The 18970-nt window shown below is 36.7% G+C and carries 22 protein-coding genes; 15 read left to right on the forward strand and 7 right to left on the reverse strand.

The window, feature by feature from the left end:
- Positions 1-20: 20 nt before the first annotated feature.
- The 3 genes from A9G23_RS00970 to rsmE form a co-directional block, all read right to left on the reverse strand.
- Entirely contained in the window at positions 21-473 is a 453-nt protein-coding gene (locus A9G23_RS00970; RefSeq protein WP_065585841.1) for a GNAT family N-acetyltransferase, read from the reverse strand.
- A gap of 3 nt (positions 474-476) precedes the next feature.
- Positions 477-1433: a glutathione synthase gene (gene gshB, locus A9G23_RS00975; protein WP_065585842.1), complete on the reverse strand. Its 957-nt coding sequence runs from the start codon at positions 1431-1433 to the stop codon at positions 477-479.
- 235 nt (positions 1434-1668) lie between these two features.
- Entirely contained in the window at positions 1669-2394 is a 726-nt protein-coding gene (gene rsmE, locus A9G23_RS00980; protein WP_065585843.1) for a 16S rRNA (uracil(1498)-N(3))-methyltransferase, read from the reverse strand.
- Positions 2395-2492: 98 nt separating this feature from the next.
- Here rsmE and folB point away from each other — a divergent pair, with 98 nt between their 5' ends.
- The 3 genes from folB (at position 2493) to A9G23_RS00995 (ending at position 3971) form a co-directional block, all read left to right on the forward strand.
- Positions 2493-2864 (forward strand): dihydroneopterin aldolase, encoded by a 372-nt coding sequence (folB, locus tag A9G23_RS00985; RefSeq protein ID WP_065585844.1) that lies wholly within the window; start codon positions 2493-2495, stop codon positions 2862-2864.
- A gap of 470 nt (positions 2865-3334) precedes the next feature.
- A complete protein-coding gene (locus tag A9G23_RS00990; RefSeq protein WP_065585845.1) occupies positions 3335-3541 on the forward strand; it encodes a hypothetical protein in 207 nt (68 codons plus the stop codon).
- Position 3542: 1 nt separating this feature from the next.
- Positions 3543-3971, forward strand: coding sequence for an EamA family transporter (locus A9G23_RS00995; RefSeq protein ID WP_065585846.1), 429 nt, complete (start codon positions 3543-3545; stop codon positions 3969-3971).
- An 87-nt stretch (positions 3972-4058) separates the two neighbouring features.
- Here A9G23_RS00995 and moeA read toward each other — a convergent pair whose 3' ends face one another.
- From moeA to rsmI, 3 genes are all read right to left on the reverse strand, one after another.
- The gene (gene moeA, locus A9G23_RS01000; RefSeq protein WP_065585847.1) at positions 4059-5285 is read right to left on the reverse strand and encodes a molybdopterin molybdotransferase MoeA; all 1227 of its coding nucleotides are present in this window, start codon (positions 5283-5285) and stop codon (positions 4059-4061) included.
- A gap of 166 nt (positions 5286-5451) precedes the next feature.
- Positions 5452-6543 (reverse strand): redox-regulated ATPase YchF, encoded by a 1092-nt coding sequence (gene ychF / locus A9G23_RS01005; protein ID WP_065585848.1) that lies wholly within the window; start codon positions 6541-6543, stop codon positions 5452-5454.
- 215 nt (positions 6544-6758) lie between these two features.
- Entirely contained in the window at positions 6759-7586 is an 828-nt protein-coding gene (gene rsmI / locus A9G23_RS01010; protein WP_065585849.1) for a 16S rRNA (cytidine(1402)-2'-O)-methyltransferase, read from the reverse strand.
- Positions 7587-8018: 432 nt separating this feature from the next.
- Between rsmI and nlpD the strand changes: the two genes are divergently transcribed.
- From nlpD to A9G23_RS01045, 7 genes are all read left to right on the forward strand, one after another.
- Entirely contained in the window at positions 8019-9110 is a 1092-nt protein-coding gene (gene nlpD, locus A9G23_RS01015) for a murein hydrolase activator NlpD (protein WP_065585850.1), read from the forward strand.
- A gap of 117 nt (positions 9111-9227) precedes the next feature.
- On the forward strand, positions 9228-9980 hold the full coding sequence (gene gpmA / locus A9G23_RS01020; RefSeq protein ID WP_065585851.1) for a 2,3-diphosphoglycerate-dependent phosphoglycerate mutase: 753 nt from the start codon (positions 9228-9230) through the stop codon (positions 9978-9980).
- Positions 9981-10091: 111 nt separating this feature from the next.
- Positions 10092-10670 carry a thymidine kinase gene (locus A9G23_RS01025; protein WP_065585852.1) on the forward strand — a complete coding sequence of 193 codons (579 nt, stop codon included), beginning with the start codon at positions 10092-10094 and terminating at the stop codon, positions 10668-10670.
- Positions 10671-10850: 180 nt separating this feature from the next.
- Entirely contained in the window at positions 10851-12059 is a 1209-nt protein-coding gene (locus A9G23_RS01030) for an aldose 1-epimerase family protein (RefSeq protein ID WP_065585853.1), read from the forward strand.
- Positions 12060-12333: 274 nt separating this feature from the next.
- Complete coding sequence (locus tag A9G23_RS01035) at positions 12334-12927, forward strand: UbiX family flavin prenyltransferase (RefSeq protein ID WP_065585854.1); 594 nt, start codon at positions 12334-12336, stop codon at positions 12925-12927.
- Positions 12928-13075: 148 nt separating this feature from the next.
- On the forward strand, positions 13076-13378 hold the full coding sequence (locus tag A9G23_RS01040) for a hypothetical protein (RefSeq protein ID WP_218058712.1): 303 nt from the start codon (positions 13076-13078) through the stop codon (positions 13376-13378).
- Between the two features lie 516 nt (positions 13379-13894).
- Complete coding sequence (locus A9G23_RS01045) at positions 13895-14221, forward strand: Grx4 family monothiol glutaredoxin (protein WP_065585884.1); 327 nt, start codon at positions 13895-13897, stop codon at positions 14219-14221.
- 78 nt (positions 14222-14299) lie between these two features.
- On the opposite strand, the gene rnt is transcribed toward A9G23_RS01045, so the two are convergent.
- Positions 14300-14989, reverse strand: a complete 690-nt coding sequence (gene rnt, locus A9G23_RS01050) for a ribonuclease T (protein ID WP_218059457.1) — start codon at positions 14987-14989, stop codon at positions 14300-14302.
- A 222-nt stretch (positions 14990-15211) separates the two neighbouring features.
- Here rnt and A9G23_RS01055 point away from each other — a divergent pair, with 222 nt between their 5' ends.
- The 5 genes from A9G23_RS01055 to A9G23_RS01075 all read left to right on the forward strand — a co-directional run bounded on the left by A9G23_RS01055 (position 15212) and on the right by A9G23_RS01075 (position 18968).
- Positions 15212-15970 carry a Nif3-like dinuclear metal center hexameric protein gene (locus tag A9G23_RS01055; RefSeq protein WP_065585857.1) on the forward strand — a complete coding sequence of 253 codons (759 nt, stop codon included), beginning with the start codon at positions 15212-15214 and terminating at the stop codon, positions 15968-15970.
- Between the two features lie 96 nt (positions 15971-16066).
- Complete coding sequence (gene dapA / locus A9G23_RS01060) at positions 16067-16945, forward strand: 4-hydroxy-tetrahydrodipicolinate synthase (protein ID WP_065585858.1); 879 nt, start codon at positions 16067-16069, stop codon at positions 16943-16945.
- A gap of 36 nt (positions 16946-16981) precedes the next feature.
- A complete protein-coding gene (bamC, locus tag A9G23_RS01065) occupies positions 16982-17737 on the forward strand; it encodes an outer membrane protein assembly factor BamC (protein WP_065585859.1) in 756 nt (251 codons plus the stop codon).
- 65 nt (positions 17738-17802) lie between these two features.
- Complete coding sequence (gene purC, locus A9G23_RS01070) at positions 17803-18513, forward strand: phosphoribosylaminoimidazolesuccinocarboxamide synthase (protein ID WP_065585860.1); 711 nt, start codon at positions 17803-17805, stop codon at positions 18511-18513.
- Positions 18513-18968 (forward strand): DUF441 domain-containing protein, encoded by a 456-nt coding sequence (locus tag A9G23_RS01075; RefSeq protein WP_065585861.1) that lies wholly within the window; start codon positions 18513-18515, stop codon positions 18966-18968. The genes purC and A9G23_RS01075 overlap by 1 nt, the downstream gene beginning before the upstream one ends.
- Positions 18969-18970 lie beyond the last annotated feature (2 nt).

Below are 18970 nucleotides of genomic sequence, written 5' to 3' on the forward strand. Positions count from 1 at the left end.
GTTTCACATTTAGGTAATTTTTATAATGCACATTTGCCAATTTTAACGTTATGCTCAACAATACAGCGCATTAATAATTCATGTTCATTGGTTTCTTCATTGATCGATTCTGAAACAATATCAAAATTTTGTGAAAGATAAAAATCAATCGCTATAGTGTTTTTTTTATAAACATGCACTAACAGTTCATTGTGGTGTTGTTTCGCTTTGTTAACTAGTGCGTTACCGATTCCTTGGTGACGGTGATTTTGGTCAACAAATAACCCTGAAATGTAGTTTTCAGTTAAACCAATAAATCCTTTTATACCGTCAAGATCTTGCACATATAAAGTGGACATTGGAATTAGCATTTTCACTAAATCGTAATTTTGTTTAAAAAATTCAGAATCGATAAAGTCATGAGCTTGCAAATTCCCTTGTAACCAAATTGTCATTACGCTATTTAAATCTTCGGGTTTATATTCTCTAATCATTGTTTAACTCTTTTTATTTAATCGATGTTCGATTGCGTCCATTAGCATACCTGTGATTGAAAGATCTGGATTGGCAGCTTCTATTTCACGAACGCAGGTTGGGCTGGTAACGTTAATTTCGGTTAACTTATCACCAATAATATCAAGTCCTACAAACAAAAGACCTTTTTCTTTTAAAATAGGGGCGATGCTTTTAGCTATATGCCAATCACTATCGCTTAATGCTCTAACTTCACCATGGCCACCGGCAGCAAGGTTGCCTCGTGTTTCGCCTTTTTGTGGAATTCGCGCTAAACAATAAGGTACAGGTTCACCATCGACCACTAAAACACGCTTATCGCCTTCTTTAATGGCAGGAATAAAGTCCTGAGCCATACAATAACAAGTGTTATGTTTGGTTAATGTTTCTATAATTACCGAAACATTAGGATCATCCTGTTTGACTCTAAAAATTGACGATCCTCCCATACCATCCAATGGTTTTAAAATAATATCATGATGCTTTTGAAAAAACGCTTTAATCTGCTGTGTTTGGCGAGTAACCAAGGTTTTGGGTGTAAACTCAGCAAACCAAGCGGTAAACAGCTTTTCGTTACAATCGCGCAGACTTTGTGGTTTATTAACTACCAACACACCTTTAGCTTCAGCACGTTCTAAAATATAAGTCGCATAAATATATTCAGTATCAAAAGGGGGATCTTTTCGCATTAAAATCGTGTCAAGGTCACACAAAGGGAGCGTTTGTTCTTGGCCAAGGTCAAACCAGTGATCTTTATCGTTATAAACCTTCAAAGGACGAGTTGTTGCATAAGCTTCGCCAGTGTCTAAAAATAGGTCATTCATTTCAATATAAAAAAGCGAATAACCTCGTTTTTGTGCCTCAAGCAACATAGCAAAACTGGTATCTTTTTTAATATTGATATGACTAATTGGATCCATAACAATACCAAGTTTAATCATGGTGACTCCTTACTGATTTTTTTGTTTTAGCGAATAATAGGTTGATAATGCGTATTATTCTATATCCGTTATTTATTGGATTAGGTGAACATTCGACAGTGAGTGTTTTAAAGCACTATTATCTTAAATCATTATTAAAAGTGTGCTGGTAACTATCATACTCGTTACAGTCTAAGATGCAAAGCAAACATTAACAATAGCGGGTTAATTTACCTTATAACAATATGACTTTATATTATCCTAAATCACCGAAATATACTTGCAGAGCAGTTAGGGCCGTTAATGCTGCTGTTTCGGTACGCAAAACGCGTGGACCAAGCAAAATATCGGTAAATTGATAATTATGGGTCATACTGATTTCATCTTCTGATAAACCACCTTCAGGTCCAATTAATAAGCTAATGTCATTATAACCGTTAGGCAACTGCTTTACGCCATGTGTAGCTTTAGGGTGAAGATTTAAGCGTAACGGCGTTGTTAAATTTGCGCACCAAGTTTCAAGCTTCATTACTGGGTTAACGACGGGAACCACATTGCGACCACATTGCTCACAAGCCGAAATCACAATCTTTTGCCATTGTTGGACTTTTTTATCGAGTCTATCAGCATCCAATTTCACTCCACAACGTTCAGAAAGTAGGGGAGTAATGCTATTAATACCTAACTCCACTGATTTTTGAATTGTAAATTCCATTTTTTCGCCACGTGATATTACTTGCCCTAAATGGATATTTAAAGGGGATTCGTGATTCTCTAAAACAGACGACGCGGTTTTAACCGTAACTGATTTTTTATTAACTTCATAAATCACCGCAGGGGTAATATGATTAGAACCATCAAATAGGATAATCTCTTCACCAACTTTCATGCGTAACACACGAATAAGATGGTTGAACGCATTGTCATCTAAAGTAACTAGACTATTTTGCACAATTGTAAGAGGTTGAAAAATTCGGGTCATAATTGCTAGTATTTTAAAATATATTGCAATAAATTATAGCGTAATTTATCAAGATTCGGTAATCTCTATTTAAGAAAAATCGACTTTTTGGATTTAGTATGAATACATATAGCAAAGATAGAGTATTAATTGAGGGATTAACTGTTTTAACCACCATTGGTGTGTATGAGTGGGAAAAGACCATTAAGCAAAAGTTAATTATCGATCTTGAAATGGCATGGAATAATAAACCAGCCGGAGAAAGTGATAACGTCGAACTTTGTTTAGATTATTTTGTCGTTAGCCAAACCGTAACACAACTAGTTGAATCATCGAATTTTGAATTGATTGAGTGTGTTGCTGAACACATTGCTGAGCGTGTTATTCAACAATTCTCGGTTAATTGGCTTAAAGTCAAAGTGTCTAAACCGAATGCGATAGCTAATGCTCGAAATGTTGCCATAGTAATTGAACGTACAGCAAATGATTAAACTAATTAGTGGTAAAAAATACTGTAACAACGATGACAAATCAAAAGCAAGATTTAACGCCTAAAAAATACATCATACTTCTAAAAGGTTTTAGCACGATGAATCTTTTTAAATAAAAATAAGTGAGTTTTTGCGTTGGTGCCATGCGAGTAAAGAGTTAGCACCTAAAGCCCAAAGTAGATTACCACACATCAGACATGGTTTGACCATATAAATCTTAATTTGTCTGAAGATAGAAACTGGCAGATTGCTCACTCAACAATCTTGATTCGTTTAGGCGCAAAATGATATTGACTGATCCTATCTTTTCTAAACAGGTTTTGCCATCGCAGTTGATTGGGTCTAAACGCTGAACGTTATCAGCTTTAAAACTAGCTATTAATCACCTCGATTCTGTATTAAAATAATCCAAATAAAACAAACATAATATTGCTAATTATTTCAATGCACTTACTAAAAAGGAGAAAGAAATGAAATTTGCAGTTATTGGGGTATCTTGTTTAATGTTTAGCTTAGCATTAGTTGGATGTGGGGGCAAAAACGACAAAGGTAAAACCTATCATTGGTCAAAAGCTCACGGAGTTTTAGAAGATTGTCGCGGTATAATGAATAAATCACAACAATGTAATACCAATTCGAATAATCAACAATATCTATTTAAAGTCGATAAATACTAATATGAGTGCATGGCTTATTTATGCATTACTTTCGGCTATTACCGCGGCGAGTGTTGCTATTTTAGGAAAAATTGGTTTACAACATCTTGATGCTAACACCGCAACTGCAATTCGTGCAATTGTAATGGCCATTTTTTTAGTCGGAGTGGTTGTTGTTCAAGGTAAATTAAACCTTATCAACACCTTTTTTAATGATAAAAGGGCATTACTCACTATTGCGCTAAGCGGTATTGCTGGTGCGCTATCTTGGCTATTTTATTTTATGGCAATCAAAGACGGTAAAGTCTCGCAAGTTGCACCAATTGATAAATTAAGCGTAGTTTTTGCTGTAGTATTTGCTGCTGTTTTATTTGGTGAAAAGATCTCGTTAGTAGCGGGTATTGGTGTTGCCATGATTGCAGTTGGTGCAATATTAGTGGCGCTGTTTTAATTGTGCACCAACGCTATTACTTCGGTTTATTAATATACGTGGCTTTATTGGACGCAGAATTCACAAACCATGGCTTAAACTATAACGTTACTTAAGTAATGTATTAAACAGTTCAACGGTTACCATTTCGCCTTTATTGACATTACCTCGATCTTGCTCAAGTACAATAAAACAGTTAGCGCCATTAAAAGATTGAGTAACATGTGAGCCTTGTTGTCCTGTTGTTGTCACTACTAACTCACCGTATTCATTACTTTGTAATATACCTCGTTGAAAATCTAATCGACCAATACTTTTCTTTAGATTATTAATGGTTTTAACCTTAAAAGATAAATCGATAGGTGCTATTTGTTGTCCTGAAAGTGTTAAAATCAATGGCTGAACTAATTGATAAAAAGTTATCAAAGCCGAAACAGGATTACCGGGCAAGCCACAAAATAGTGCGTCCCCAATTTTGCCAAAAGCAAAAGGTTTGCCTGGCTTCATTGCAATCTTCCAAAAATTGATTTTACCCAATTCTTCTAAAGCAATTTTTGTATAATCCGCGTCACCAACAGATACGCCGCCACTTGTTATCACCAAGTCAGCCTGACTTGATGCAGTTATTAACGCGTGTTTGATTTGGGTTGGGTCATCAGGAATAATGCCGAGATCAACGATTTCACAGTTAAGTTTGGTTAATAATAATTTTAGTGTGAAGCGGTTGCTGTCATAAATAGCGCCATTGCCAGATAATGGCTGACCAATTGGCGTTAATTCATCACCGGTAGATAAGATAGCGACTTTTAACTTTTTAAAAACCACAAGATCACTAATGCCGAATGTTGCAAGTGTCGATAGTGTTGGTATCGTTAATTTAGTCCCTTTGTTGACTGTGATCGCACCTTTTTTAACATCTTCACCTATACGACGAATATTATCGCCAGTTTTTACGTTACCTAAAAAAGTAATTCCCAAATCAGATTTTTCGGTCTGCTCTTGCATGACAACGGCATCGGCTTCATTTGGCACTGGAGCTCCCGTCATAATACGCAAACAAGTACCTTGTGGCCAGTGAAGTTTGTTTATATCATCTCCCGCAAAAATAGCACCGGCCAACGGCAACAATTTTGATTGCTTAAGATCTGCTAACCGAACCGCATAACCATCCATTGCTGAATTATCAAAACTAGGTACATTAATGGGGGAAATCACAGACTCAGCAGTAATTCTGTCTAATGCATCAAATAACGTAACTTTTTCGCTATGCAGCGATTTTATGGTTGATGCGCTTTGAAGTACTTGCTGTTTGGCTTGCTGAAAAGTGAGTAACATAAAAAGTGCTGTCCTTATGTATCTTTATTAATCGATTATTAGATTTTTTGAAAAGAAGTTTTGGTAATTTATACGTTTAGGTAAAAAATAATTTTTGAGTAATATTAATTATTTATTATGATAGCTGATATAACAACGTCGCCAAAAGGCGACGTGAAATAAACAACTAAACATTAAATAAGAAGTTCATAATATCGCCATCTTGCACGATATAATCTTTACCTTCAGCGCGCATTTTGCCTGCTTCTTTAGCGCCTTGTTCGCCACCGTATTTAATAAAATCATCAAAAGCAATGGTTTGAGCACGAATAAAGCCTTTTTCGAAATCGGTATGAATTTTTCCTGCTGCTTGTGGTGCAGTATCGCCAACCGAAATTGTCCACGCACGAACTTCTTTAACACCTGCTGTAAAATAAGTTTGCAGGTTAAGTAAGCTGTATCCTGCGCGAATCACCCGATTTAATCCTGGTTCTGTTAAGCCTAAATCTTGCATAAACTCCTCACGATCAGCATCATCAAGTTCGGCAAGTTCAGCTTCAATTGCGGCACATACAGTTACAACCACGGCCTTTTCTTGCTCGGCAATAGCTTTGACCTTATCTAAATAAGAATTGTTTTCAAAACCATCCTCATTCACATTGGCGATATACATCGTTGGTTTTAAGGTTAAAAAATTCAAGTATTTAATTGCATCAAGTTCTTCTTTACTTAAATCAAGTAACAACAACTTTTTACCTTGTTCTAAATGCGGTAAACATTTTTGAAGAATTTCTAACTCAAATTTAGCGTCTTTATCGCCACCTTTAGCGCGTTTTTGCAGGCGTGTCATTGCTCGTTCACAAGCTTCAAGATCGGATAGGGCAAGTTCGGTGTTAATAATTTCGATATCTTCAGCAGGATCGATTTTGCCTGCGACGTGAATAATATTGTCGTTTTCAAAGCAACGTACAACATGACCGATCGCTTCGGTTTCACGAATGTTAGCTAAAAATTGATTACCCAAACCTTCACCTTTCGATGCACCTTTAACTAAACCAGCAATATCAACAAATTCCATGGTGGTTGGCAACGTGCGCTGTGGCTTAACAATTTTAGCCAGTTCATCTAAACGTGGATCGGGCATTGGCACAACCCCAGTGTTTGGCTCGATAGTACAAAACGGAAAGTTAGCCGCTTCAATACCAGCTTTAGTTAGTGCGTTAAAAAGCGTTGACTTACCTACATTGGGTAGTCCAACAATCCCACATTTAAATCCCATACTGTTTGTTACCTTTTGTCATAAAATGTCTTAAAAATAAGGGACGATTATATACTAAATTGTGCTATTTGTGCCAATGTTCTTACCGATAAATCAACGGATAATGAAACAAATTAGGAATAACTATTTAGCTTAAAGCATGTCATGAATTGCTATAAATCATTGTTAAAAATATCGGTTATAAACATTTCTATCAATACTGGGACGCCATTCAATTATTGCTCTGCATTCAAACCGATTTGATATAGTTGATTCTTTTTAATCCCATATATTTCAGCAGTAATGGCTGCGGCTTTTTTTAATGGTAGTTCTTTTTGTAATAATTTAAGAGTGGTAATCGCCTTAGGATCGATGTCATTATTAGATTTTGTATGACCTTGTACAATTAATACAAACTCGCCTTTTTGACGGGCAGAATCTTCATTTAGCCAATTAATCAACTCGCTGACCTTGAAGCTAACAATGGTTTCCCATGTTTTGGTCAGTTCTTTAGCTAAAATGATTTGCTTATCTTTCCCCCAAATAGTTTGCATATCACTAAGCGTGTCTAATAAGCGATGAGTTGATTCATAAAAAATCATCGTGCGCGACTCATCTAGTAACTTTGTAAGACTATCTTGGCGTGCTTTAGTTTTAGCGGGTAAAAAACCCTCATAAATAAATTTATCCGACGGCAAGCCCGAAGCACACAGAGCCGTAATCGCAGCGCAAGCACCGGGAATTGGCACCACCTTAATGTCATTTTCGCGACAAGCTTTAACTAAGTGATATCCAGGATCATTAATTAACGGAGTGCCAGCATCAGAAATTAAAGCAATCGATAACCCTGATTTGAGTTTTTCGATCAAAAAATTGGATTTTTCTTGTTCGTTATGATCATGCAAAGCGAACAGCTTCGCTTTAATGCCAAGATGTTGTAAAAGTAAGCCGCTATGACGAGTATCTTCAGCCGCAATAAGATCGACACTTTTGAGTGTACTGATGGCTCTAAGTGTAATGTCATCTAAGTTTCCGATGGGTGTGGCAACAATATATAAAGTCATTATTTTAAATCACATTAAATTTTTATAGAAATACAGTAAAGATACTGTACGAAAGCCTATTTTATTGTATATACTCACTACTTTCAAAATAAATCCGACAAAGCTTAATAAATAGTTAATTAATGATAGCAAAAAATAGTTTGTTTGTAGCAAAATTGTGTCTGGGTTTGCTTGAGTTATTTATTTGATTAATAAATAAAAATTTATGCTAACTTAGTTTAAATGCCAGCGGTTATAAATCACTAAAACAGTCTACATTAATCATAGAAAAAACTTTATAGGAAAGAATAACCAAACTCTAAATGAATTTATTTAACCAAAATAAGTAATCAATGTAATAGCTTTTTGCTGTAAAAACGCTAAAATGTGCCAGTAAAACGATATGTATAAAATGCTACTTAACACAAAATAGAGAAAAAATAACATTCACGAATGAAAGGTGTTACTTTGAAAAAAATATTGACATTAAGTTGTTTAAGTTTGTTAATCACTGCGTGTACACAAACTGAGCAGGCCGAAATCGAAGATATTTCTGGTGCAGGCGGGACATCAACGTCTTCCGTTTATACCAAACCACCAGCTAATATTTCAACGGGAGGTAGAGTATCTTCTGCTCCTACGACTTATAATCCACCATCATCAAGAAAAACAACCGCGTCAAATTCTCATACCACTAACAGTACTAGCAATAATGGTACGGTAATTAGTAATGAGCGCATTGTTTATAACCGTAATTACGATGAAATTCCAAAAGGTGGATATCAAGGTGATACCTATACTGTTAAGCGGGGTGATACCTTATTTTATATTGCGTGGGTAACTGGCAATGATTATCGTTCATTAGCAGCTAAAAATAATATCAAAGAACCTTTTGCTGTTAACGTTGGGCAAGTGTTAGACGTTAGTGGTGGAACAGTTGTAGTCACCCAAAAAACCACAACAAACCAACCAACGGAACACAAAACCAGTAACAATACTTCTGCCATCACAATGGGGCAAACTAAAACTCAACCAACAATAACCAAAACAACAACCACATCAATCACCACTACCGGTAAAAATCAACAACCAACGACAATTGAAACAACTGAAACCATTACAGAACCTTTAAACGATTCCACTAGAAGTATGCCTGCCACGGGTGCGTTAAAATCGAAAGTTGCCAATATTTCATGGCAATGGCCTGCACGTGGTAAGATTATTGAAAAATTTTCGAATGCAAGCAAAGGCATTGATATATCAGGCTCAATTGGTGACAAAGTCATGGCTGCAGCTAATGGGCGTGTCGTTTATTCAGGCAATGCGTTACCAGGTTATGGTAATTTAATCATCATTAAACATAATGATGACTATTTAACAGCATATGCACATAACCAATCCATATTAGTAAAAGAGCAGCAGGTAGTGCGTGCAGGTGAACAAATTGCTACAATGGGGGCAACAGGCGCCTCGTCAGTCAGATTACATTTTGAAATTCGATATAAAGCGCAATCAGTTAACCCGTTAAAATACTTACCAAAATAATAAACGTTTTGAGTTAAGAGCATTAGCTCAAAACAAATGCACATGCATGGGGACTACTCAGCATGTCCTTAAAAAATATACTAAAAATTTAATCTACGTAATAAAGGAGTTATACTCATGGCTGTAAAAAAATTAGTGCTAATTCGACATGGAGAAAGTGTTTGGAACCAAGAAAACCGTTTTTGTGGTTGGACTGATGTTGATTTATCAGACAAAGGTAACAAAGAAGCTGCTGAAGCAGGTAAACTACTTAAGAAAGAAGGTTTCACATTTGATTATGCTTACACTTCAGTATTAAAACGTGCCATTCACACATTATGGCATGTTTTAGACGAAGTTGATCAAGCATGGTTACCGGTTGAAAAAAGCTGGAAGCTAAACGAACGTCACTATGGTGCATTACAAGGCTTAAATAAAGCCGAAACGGCAGCAAAATATGGAGATGATCAAGTAAAATTATGGCGTCGTGGCTTTGCCATCACACCACCTGCGCTTGAAAAATCTGATGAACGCTTTCCGGGTCACGATTCACGTTACAGCAAACTACCTGAATCAGAATTACCGTTAACCGAAAGCTTAGCATTAACCATTAAACGTGTATTACCTTATTGGGAATCAACCATTGCCCCACGCGTTGCTAAAGGTGAACGAGTTATTATTGCCGCTCACGGTAATTCACTACGAGCATTGGTAAAACATTTAGATAACATCAGCGATGATGACATCATTGAACTTAACATCCCAACAGGTGTGCCATTAGTGTATGAATTTGACGACAACATGCAAGTTATTAAACACTACTACTTAGGTAATGCTGATGAAATCGCTGCCAAACAAGCAGCAGTTGCAAACCAAGGTAAAGCAAAATAATTATTGATTAAACAAACTCAAAGGTAGGTTATTTAACTTACCTTTTTTATTACCTACACTATAGCTTTTTATTCATTCACTTTTATTGATTTTAATTTTGAGAGCGTTATTTTGTCTAAGATCTATTATATATATGGCGTAATGAATGCCGGAAAATCCACCGAACTGTTGCAAATTGATCATAATTACTTAAGTAATAACATGCAAACATTACTACTTAAATCATCGGTTGACACGCGCGACTCGGCTGTCGAAATCGTCTCTCGTTTAGGATTACGTAAAAGAGCATTACAACTTGATGATAATAGTGTTAATGAGATCATTGCACTGATAAAGAAAAATAATTATGCGTGCGTCTTAATTGACGAAAGTCAGTTTTTATCTAAAAGTACCATCTGGAAACTATCTGATATTTGTGATGAGTACGGTATACCAATGATGTTTTTTGGTTTAAAAACCGATTATATGGGACAACTTTTTGAAGGTTCAAAAACATTATTAGAAATTGCGGATAATTTTAGAGAACTAAAAACCGTCTGTTGGTGTGGAAAAAAAGCAACGATGAATCTATTAGAAGGACAAGATGGACAAATTGTTAAATTTGGAAATTCTATTCATCTCGGAGATAGTGAATTCCACTCAGTTTGTCGTAAACATTGGAAAGCTGGGCAAGTTAGACCTAAAAGCTGATCTTCTCAATATTTCACACTTATTCATGCAATTAATCATCTTTATATATGTGATTATTTGATGTTAAAAAAGTGTGAATTATCTCTCAATTTTAAGATTTTCTTTTTGTTGATTCTTTCTATTTTATGTCATATTGACTGAAACGATTCAGTACTATTTTATTAACTATGAGGGATCACAATGAAAGTCAAAATTATTTCATTAGCTGTATTACTTAGTTTGACTAGTTATAATGCTAATGCTAAAGAATTTGTATTAACTGATAATGAGAAGAACGTTGCTAAAGGTAATTGGTCTATTTCTAGCCGAGATTTGGGTGTAAAAGGGGAAAAATTTACCATTCAAAACACGGTGCTTAAAGGCGGTAAACAAGAAGGAACTGAACTGCTAACTATTTCTAGTGATAATTTTACTATTCAATTAATTCCTACTAGAGGGTTAGGAATTTTGTCCGTTGTTGGTGATGGTATCCGTATGGGATGGGACTCTCCAGTCAATGAAGTTGTCAATCCTAAGTATATCAATTTAGAAAGCCGTGGTGGCATAGGTTGGTTAGATGGCTTTAACGAAATGATGGTTCGCTGTGGTTTTGAATGGACTGGTCATGCAGTACAAGCGGATGGGATGATGTACACACTTCATGGACGAGCTCAAAATACTCCTGTATCTAAGTTAATTGTCGATATTGCTGATAAAGAGCCGTACACTATTACTATTAAAGGTTTAATTAAAGAAAATACTTTTAAAAAAAGCAATTTAGAAACGTGGGCATCGCTTAGCTATATACCTGGAAGTAAAGAATTTACAATCCATGATGTAGTCACCAATAAAAGTGATTATACTCGTGATTATCAGATCATCTATCACAGCAATTTTGGTACACCTATTCTTGAAGAAGGTGCTAGGTTTGTGGCTCCAGTGAAAGAGATTTCACCATTTAACAACTATGCGAAAGGAGGTCTTAATACTTGGCAAACTTATCTAGGGCCGACTAAAGATTTTGATGAAATGGTATTTAATGTATATCCTTTTGCTGATGCTACTGGTCAAACACAGGTAATGGTAACGAATAAAGCGGGTGATAAAGCAGCAGGAATTGCCTTTAATACTAAAGAATTACCCGTACTTTCATTATGGAAAAACACCGATACCCTTAAACAAGGTTATGTCACGGGCTTAGAGCCAGGGACCAGTCTTGCTTATCCAGTGACTATCGAACGTAAGCAAAAGCGTGTTCGTCAGTTAGAACCAGGACAAAGTACCGAATTTACCTTAACTTATAGCTTATTATCTAGCAAAGAAGCTGTCACCAAATATGAAGAAAAAATTAAAGCTATTCAAGGTAAACAAGAAACTAAAGTTATTAATAAACCAATGGCTAGAGAGTAAATCATTAAAATGGCTACCAACCTTACTTGGATAGCCATAAAAATTATTTAATAATTTAACTAACATTTCTTTGATTTACCTATTATTAAGGTAATAGTTATGCTACGGGCAATCTACTACCTGCTTGATTCGTTAACAATAGACAGGTATAGTCATCTATTTCATGACTAACTTTAATATCGTTTTTATTAATAGTATGATTTCACTTGTTAACTATTTTAAATAGCCATTAACGATTTTATTGCAATATTGATATTAATAAGTAAGGACTGACATGGCAACGCAGCGAATAATAATTGGCATTAGTGGTGCAACAGGGATTGCCTATGGTATAAAAGCGTTAGAGCTATTAAAACCAACGGATATTGAAGCCCACCTTGTTATTTCTAAAGCGGCACAAATAACAAGTGCGTACGAAGTCCCCAACATGAGTATACAACAAATCGCAGCCCTAGCCGATAAGGTGTATTCCATTAACAATATTGGCGCCGCCATAGCAAGTGGATCGTTTAAAACCATGGGTATGTTAATAGCACCTTGCTCAATGCGAACGCTTGCTGCCATTGCCCAAGGATTATCTGATAACTTACTCACCCGTGCGGCCGATGTTGTATTAAAAGAGCGTCGACGCTTAGTATTAATGGCTCGCGAATCGCCACTAAATTTAGCTCACCTAAAAAATATGGAAACTATTACCCTTATGGGAGGCGTAATTTGCCCGCCTGTGCCAGCGTTATACCAACATATTGACAGCGTGGATGATATAATCACGCATAGCGTAGCTAGAGCGCTTGACTTATTTGGAATTGACATTTCATCGCTACCACGATGGGGCGAAGATCTACACCTTAACACTAAGCCAGAATAACGCCAGCGAAACCAAACATATGCAAATCGATCCTAAAATCAGCAAATTCATTAAAAAAAACCATGTATTATCGCTAAATGTCATCTTGCCTGATAACAAACCATGGGCATGCAACACCTTTTACGTTTTTGATGAAAGGAGGATGTGTTTGTATCTTCTTTCTGAATTAAAAACAGAACATGCCAAAGCGATGTTAAAACTTCCACAAGTTGCTGGTACCATTAGTGTTACCCCAAAAACTATTGCACAGATTCAAGGTATTCAATTTCAAGCTAAAGCAACGCAATTACAAAAAGAACAAGCCAAACAAGCTTATGCCCTATATTATCGAGCATTTCCCTTTGCAAGAATGATAAAAGCACCAATTTGGGAGTTGCAATTACAATATATAAAAATGACTAATAATTTGCTGGGATTTGGATGTAAGATCTATTGGCAGAAAGAAAGGTAATTTTAGTATGATTTTTCTATATTTTTTAATGGTAAAATTTCCTGACTATCAAAAATCGCAAAACCCTGCCAATCTTTTTATTGAAAAATAAAAATCCTATTTGTCTTTTGCGAAACAACGTTTATAGTATATTGGTTTCTAGTCCACCGACGTATAGCGTATAGATAGTAAGTCTTATAAAAACAGAAGCTATCATGTAATTAATTGATTTAACTAAAAATATCAAAAGAAAAAATTAAATAAAATCAGTATGCTACCTGAACGCTTTTTATAAAGAAAGCACACCAGTCTTAAATAGTCTTTTAAGGGAACCTAAAAGCCAGTCAGGAATAATATTGATTTTATTAAATTTTTTATTTGATTTGTTTTAAACAAAAAACATTTCCACACAAGTTGCTTTAAAAATCTCCATTAAACAACGTAGTTACAAGATAGCAGTAGGAACAACACCAAATGTAAGTTAGAATAGCCGGCTTTATTACGATTAATTACCAAGGAAATCGCATGACGACTGAGATGACAACACTCGATAAAATCAAAAAACAAATTGCCGACAACCCGATTATTTTATATATGAAAGGTTCGCCAAAATTGCCAAGTTGTGGCTTTTCGGCTCAGGCGGTGCAGGTTTTGTCACAATGTGGTGAGGCGTTTGCTTATGTTGATATTTTACAAAATCCTGATATTCGAGCTGAATTACCTAAATTTGCTAATTGGCCTACATTTCCCCAATTATGGGTGGAAGGCGAATTAGTAGGGGGCTGCGATATTATGTTAGAAATGTTTCAAGCTGGTGAACTGCAAATGCTGATTAAGCAAACTGCTGAAAAGTATAAATCCTAATTGGGTGATGAATTAAGCGCGCAAGGTGAGCGCGCTTTTTTGTTCGTATTTTTGAGAATTACAGCTGTTTTATCTTTTCTACTCTTCCTGTTTTTCGTTGTGCTCTGTATTATCTAAATCCATTTCCATTTTTACATCTGTCTCGATAAATTCCAACGGCCATCCCCCCAGAGATTTAAGTCGATTGACAATTTTGCAAAAAAGTATAGCGGTTCTTTGCGTGTCATATAGGGCACTGTGGGCTTGTTTGTGATCGAATGTGATGTGTGCCACTTGACAGGCTTTGGCTAGCACCGTTTGCCCAAAAATCAGACCACTGAGCGATGCCGTATCAAAGGTGGCAAATGGATGGAAAGGATTACGTTTGATGCCTGCGCGTTCAGCTGCTGCCATTAAAAAGCTGTGATCAAAGTGCGCATTATGCGCAACCATTACTGCACGCGTACATTCGCTCGCTTTTATACCAGATCTAACCATTTTAAAAATTTCGTCTAAAGCGTGCTTTTCGTCCACCGCGTTGCGGAGTGGATTATCGGGATCAATACCGTTAAAGGCAAGGGCGGTTGGCTCTAAAATTGCATCGTTAAACGGATTGACATTAAATTGTAAAGTTTGATCGGGCTCTAGCCAACCATCGGGGGTCATTTTTAAGGTGATAGCGGCAATTTCTAATATAGCGTTGAGTTTTGGATCAAATCCTGATGTTTCAATATCAATCACAACTGGATAAAACCCACGAAAGCGTTCACATAATTTGGCGTTTGGCACGTTAATCTATCTTATCTACGAAAAAAGGGCTATTATGCCAGTTTTTAACTGGTTCGCCTAGCATTGGCATAGAGAGTTTGCATTCAATTCGTTAGTTTTTGTAAAGTGTCATTATAGCAACCTTTATGCTAATCATATTAAAGCGAACGAATAGATGCCATTATTGGTTAAAGTGATTATAATCATCAATCATAATTAAACGAGCTTAAAACCGAGCAAATAATGCACAACTTTGAATTAGAAAAGATTATTAACAATGAACTGCAAATTACCCGCTATCGCGACTATGCGCCAAATGGATTGCAAGTACAGGGGCGAGAACAAGTCAATAAAATTGTGACAGGGGTTACTGCTTGCCAGTTATTGTTAGACAAAGCGGTCGAACTGCAAGCCGATGCGGTGCTAGTACATCATGGTTATTTTTGGAAAAACGAAGCACAAACCATTACTGGTATAAAATACCAACGGCTAAAAACGCTATTAACTTACGATATTAATTTATATGGTTACCACCTGCCATTAGATGGTCACCCCGTTTTTGGTAATAATATTGAGCTGGCTAATTTGTTGGGTATTTTGGTCGATAAGCGCAATGATATTACTGATCTGCTTTTTACGGGCACACTGAGCACGCCACTGACGGCTTTGCAATTTCAACATAAGCTTGAGCAAGTGTTACACAATAACGAACGGCAAGTGCTATTTTGTGGTGATAATGCGCCTGAAGTGATTAATCGTATTGCGTGGTGTAGTGGTGGTGGGCAAGATTATATCGAGCAAGCTGCGCAAATGGGCGTAGATGCCTTTTTTACAGGTGAGGTGTCAGAGCGTACCATCCACCTTGCGCGCGAATATGGCATTAATTTTTATGCTGCTGGGCATCATGCTACCGAGCGTTATGGTATTAAAAAATTGGGCGAATGGTTAGCAAGTTGCTATGGTATTGAGGTTATTTTTGTTGATATAGATAATCCTGCATAACAAAAGTTGAATTTACCTTAGAAATATCGCATACTTATTCGCAGATTTTTTATTCTTTACCTTATGTTATAAACCGATTATATGAGAGGTCATTTTATGTTTACAGGAAGTCTGGTCGCACTTGTTACTCCTATGGATACGAAAGGAAACGTTGACCACGTAAGCTTAAAAAAATTGGTCGAATATCATATCGCTAATGGAACATCGGGTATTGTTTCGGTTGGTACAACAGGCGAGTCGGCGACCCTGGATCATCATGAACATATCGATGTGATTAAACGAACAATCGACTATGCCGACGGGCGTATTGCTATTATTGCGGGTACAGGTGCAAACGCAACGAAAGAAGCCATTGAATTAACCAGTCGGGTTGAAAATATCGGTGTTGTTGGTTGTTTAACCGTTGCGCCTTATTATAACAAGCCAACGCAAGAAGGCATGTATCAACACTTTAAAGCCATTGCCGAAAGCACTGCATTGCCACAGATTTTATATAACGTACCGGGACGCACTAGTAGCGATATTAAACCCGAAACCGTTGGGCGTTTAGCGAAGATCAAAAATATTGTTGCATTAAAAGATGCAACGGGTGATCTTTCAAGAGTTTATCCAACGCGCAAACTCGTTGGCCCTGATTTTAAATTGCTCAGTGGTGATGATTCAACCTTTTTAGACTTTATGATTTTAGGAGGCGATGGCGTAATTTCGGTGACGGCTAATGTTGCGGCTAAAGCCGTTGCTACTGTGTGTCAGCTTGCTGCTAATAATCAAATTCAAGAAGCCCGCACCTTAAACGATACTTTAATGGCTTTACATCACAATTTATTTATCGAACCCAACCCAACGCCAGCGAAATGGGCTTGTGCAAAATTAGGTTTAATGCAAAGCGCAACTATTCGGTTGCCAATGGTATCGCTAAGCACATCGTCGATTCCTGCGGTTGAACAAGCGTTAAAAGAGGCAAATTTACTGTAATTTTGTATAACCTTTAATTTAAAAAAGCAGATATCTATGTTAAATAACACATTGAACAGAACCTTATGGCAAAGCAACGTCATTAAAAAAGCAGCTGTTTTAACCGTTGTGACGTCGTTATTTCTTGCCGGTTGTGGTAGCGATCAACATTTTAAGCGCGAAGTCGAAGGTAATGAAGATTACCTTAAATCACCGACCTTAAAACCATTAATTATTCCTAAAGGGGTTAAGGTACCGGCTGAAAGTGGTGACTTTTATGTTATTACAACCGAGTTTCAAGGCGATTTAGGTAAAAAGCTGGATATTAGGCCGCCAAGTTTACCAATTCCAACAATCCAAGATGCGTTTGCATTTTATAATAGCGGTTCAGTTACTTTTAATGTACCATTAAGCAACAATGTATGGGGTCGTATTCCTAACAGCTTAAGTAAAAAAAATATCCCCATTGTTAGTCGCGACAATAACACCATTAAAACGGATAAAACCTTTATGGTTCGTGCAGACGAAGAACAAGCTGTTCAAGCCACTTATTCAATTAAACGACAATTATTAGACAATACTGAAACTATCACTATTTCAATCACTTCGTTAGCTCGAGGTATGGACGATTTGATGTCGCAACCGATCGAAGTGCAGCGTTATGTGGTTGGTTTGTTTAATGACATAATGGATGATGTTGCACCTGATTCAGTGCGAGTTGTGCCACCCAAAGCACAAGATAACGATACTGAAAAAGACAATGCCGAAAGCAAGAAACCCGCAACAGCCGTGAACGGTACCAGTCAAGAATAAGTTTGGAATTTAAGGAGCGCAGAGCTCCTTAATCATTTATTGGCAATTGATATAAGGTTATAAACATGAAAAAGTTGGCTGAGCTTTATCGTGGTAAAGCTAAGACGGTATATACCACCAAAAACCCCGATTTATTAATTCTTGAGTTTCGTAATGATACATCGGCATTTGATGGGTTGCGTATTGAGCAGTTAGATCGGAAAGGTATGGTGAATAATAAATTTAACTATTTTATTATGACCACCTTGCGTGAAGCTGGCATTCCAACTCAGGTTGAGGCCTTATTATCAGACAATGAAGTGCTTGTTAAAAAACTGCAAATGATACCTGTTGAATGTGTGGTGCGTAATCGTGCTGCGGGATCTTTAGTTAAACGTTTAGGGGTTGAAGAAGGTCAAGTTTTAAATCCTCCTACGTTTGAATTGTTCCTAAAAAACGATACATTGCACGATCCAATGGTCAATGAATCACACTGCAAAGCCTTCGGTTGGGCTAGCGATAATCAACTAGCCAAAATGAAAGAACTTAGCTTTAAAATTAACACTATTTTGAGTGATCTATTTGATAAAGCAGGGTTAATATTGGTTGATTATAAACTCGAATTTGGCTTATTTAAAGGTGAAGTCACTTTAGGCGACGAGTTTTCGCCCGATGGTTGCCGCCTATGGGAAAAACAGACACTGAAAAAAATGGACAAAGATCGCTTTCGTCAAGGTTTAGGTGGCGTGATTGAAGCCTATGAAGAAGTGGCAAAACGCATTGGTGTTTCTTTGTAATGTTTGCGCAGTTTGATATCTCTTTTTTTCTTCTTTTAGGTTTAGCTGCGCTGTGTTATTTAACGCACAATAACACCGTGACATTTGCCGTACTGTTATTGTTACTATTTAAATTAACGCCGCTTGCCGCTTATTTTCCGTTTTTAAATAAATATGGCCTAACTATCGGTATTGTTATTTTAACTGCCGCGATGATGGTGCCATTGGCAGATGGATCGTTAAAAATTGGTGATATTGTCAAATCGTTTACCACTTGGCAATCTATATTGGCTATTTTGGTTGGCATTTTAGTCTCGTGGCTTGGCACGCGTGGTATATCGCTCATTGGCGCACATCCTACTATTATTAATGGCTTAATTATTGGCACGCTCATTGGTGTTGCATTTTTCAAAGGCATTCCAGTTGGTCCCCTGATTGCCGCAGGTCTATTATCGTTATTAATTGGAAAAAGTTAGCT

This window comes from Gilliamella sp. App4-10 (assembly GCF_001690495.1).
GTDB lineage: Bacteria > Pseudomonadota > Gammaproteobacteria > Enterobacterales > Orbaceae > Gilliamella > Gilliamella apicola_G.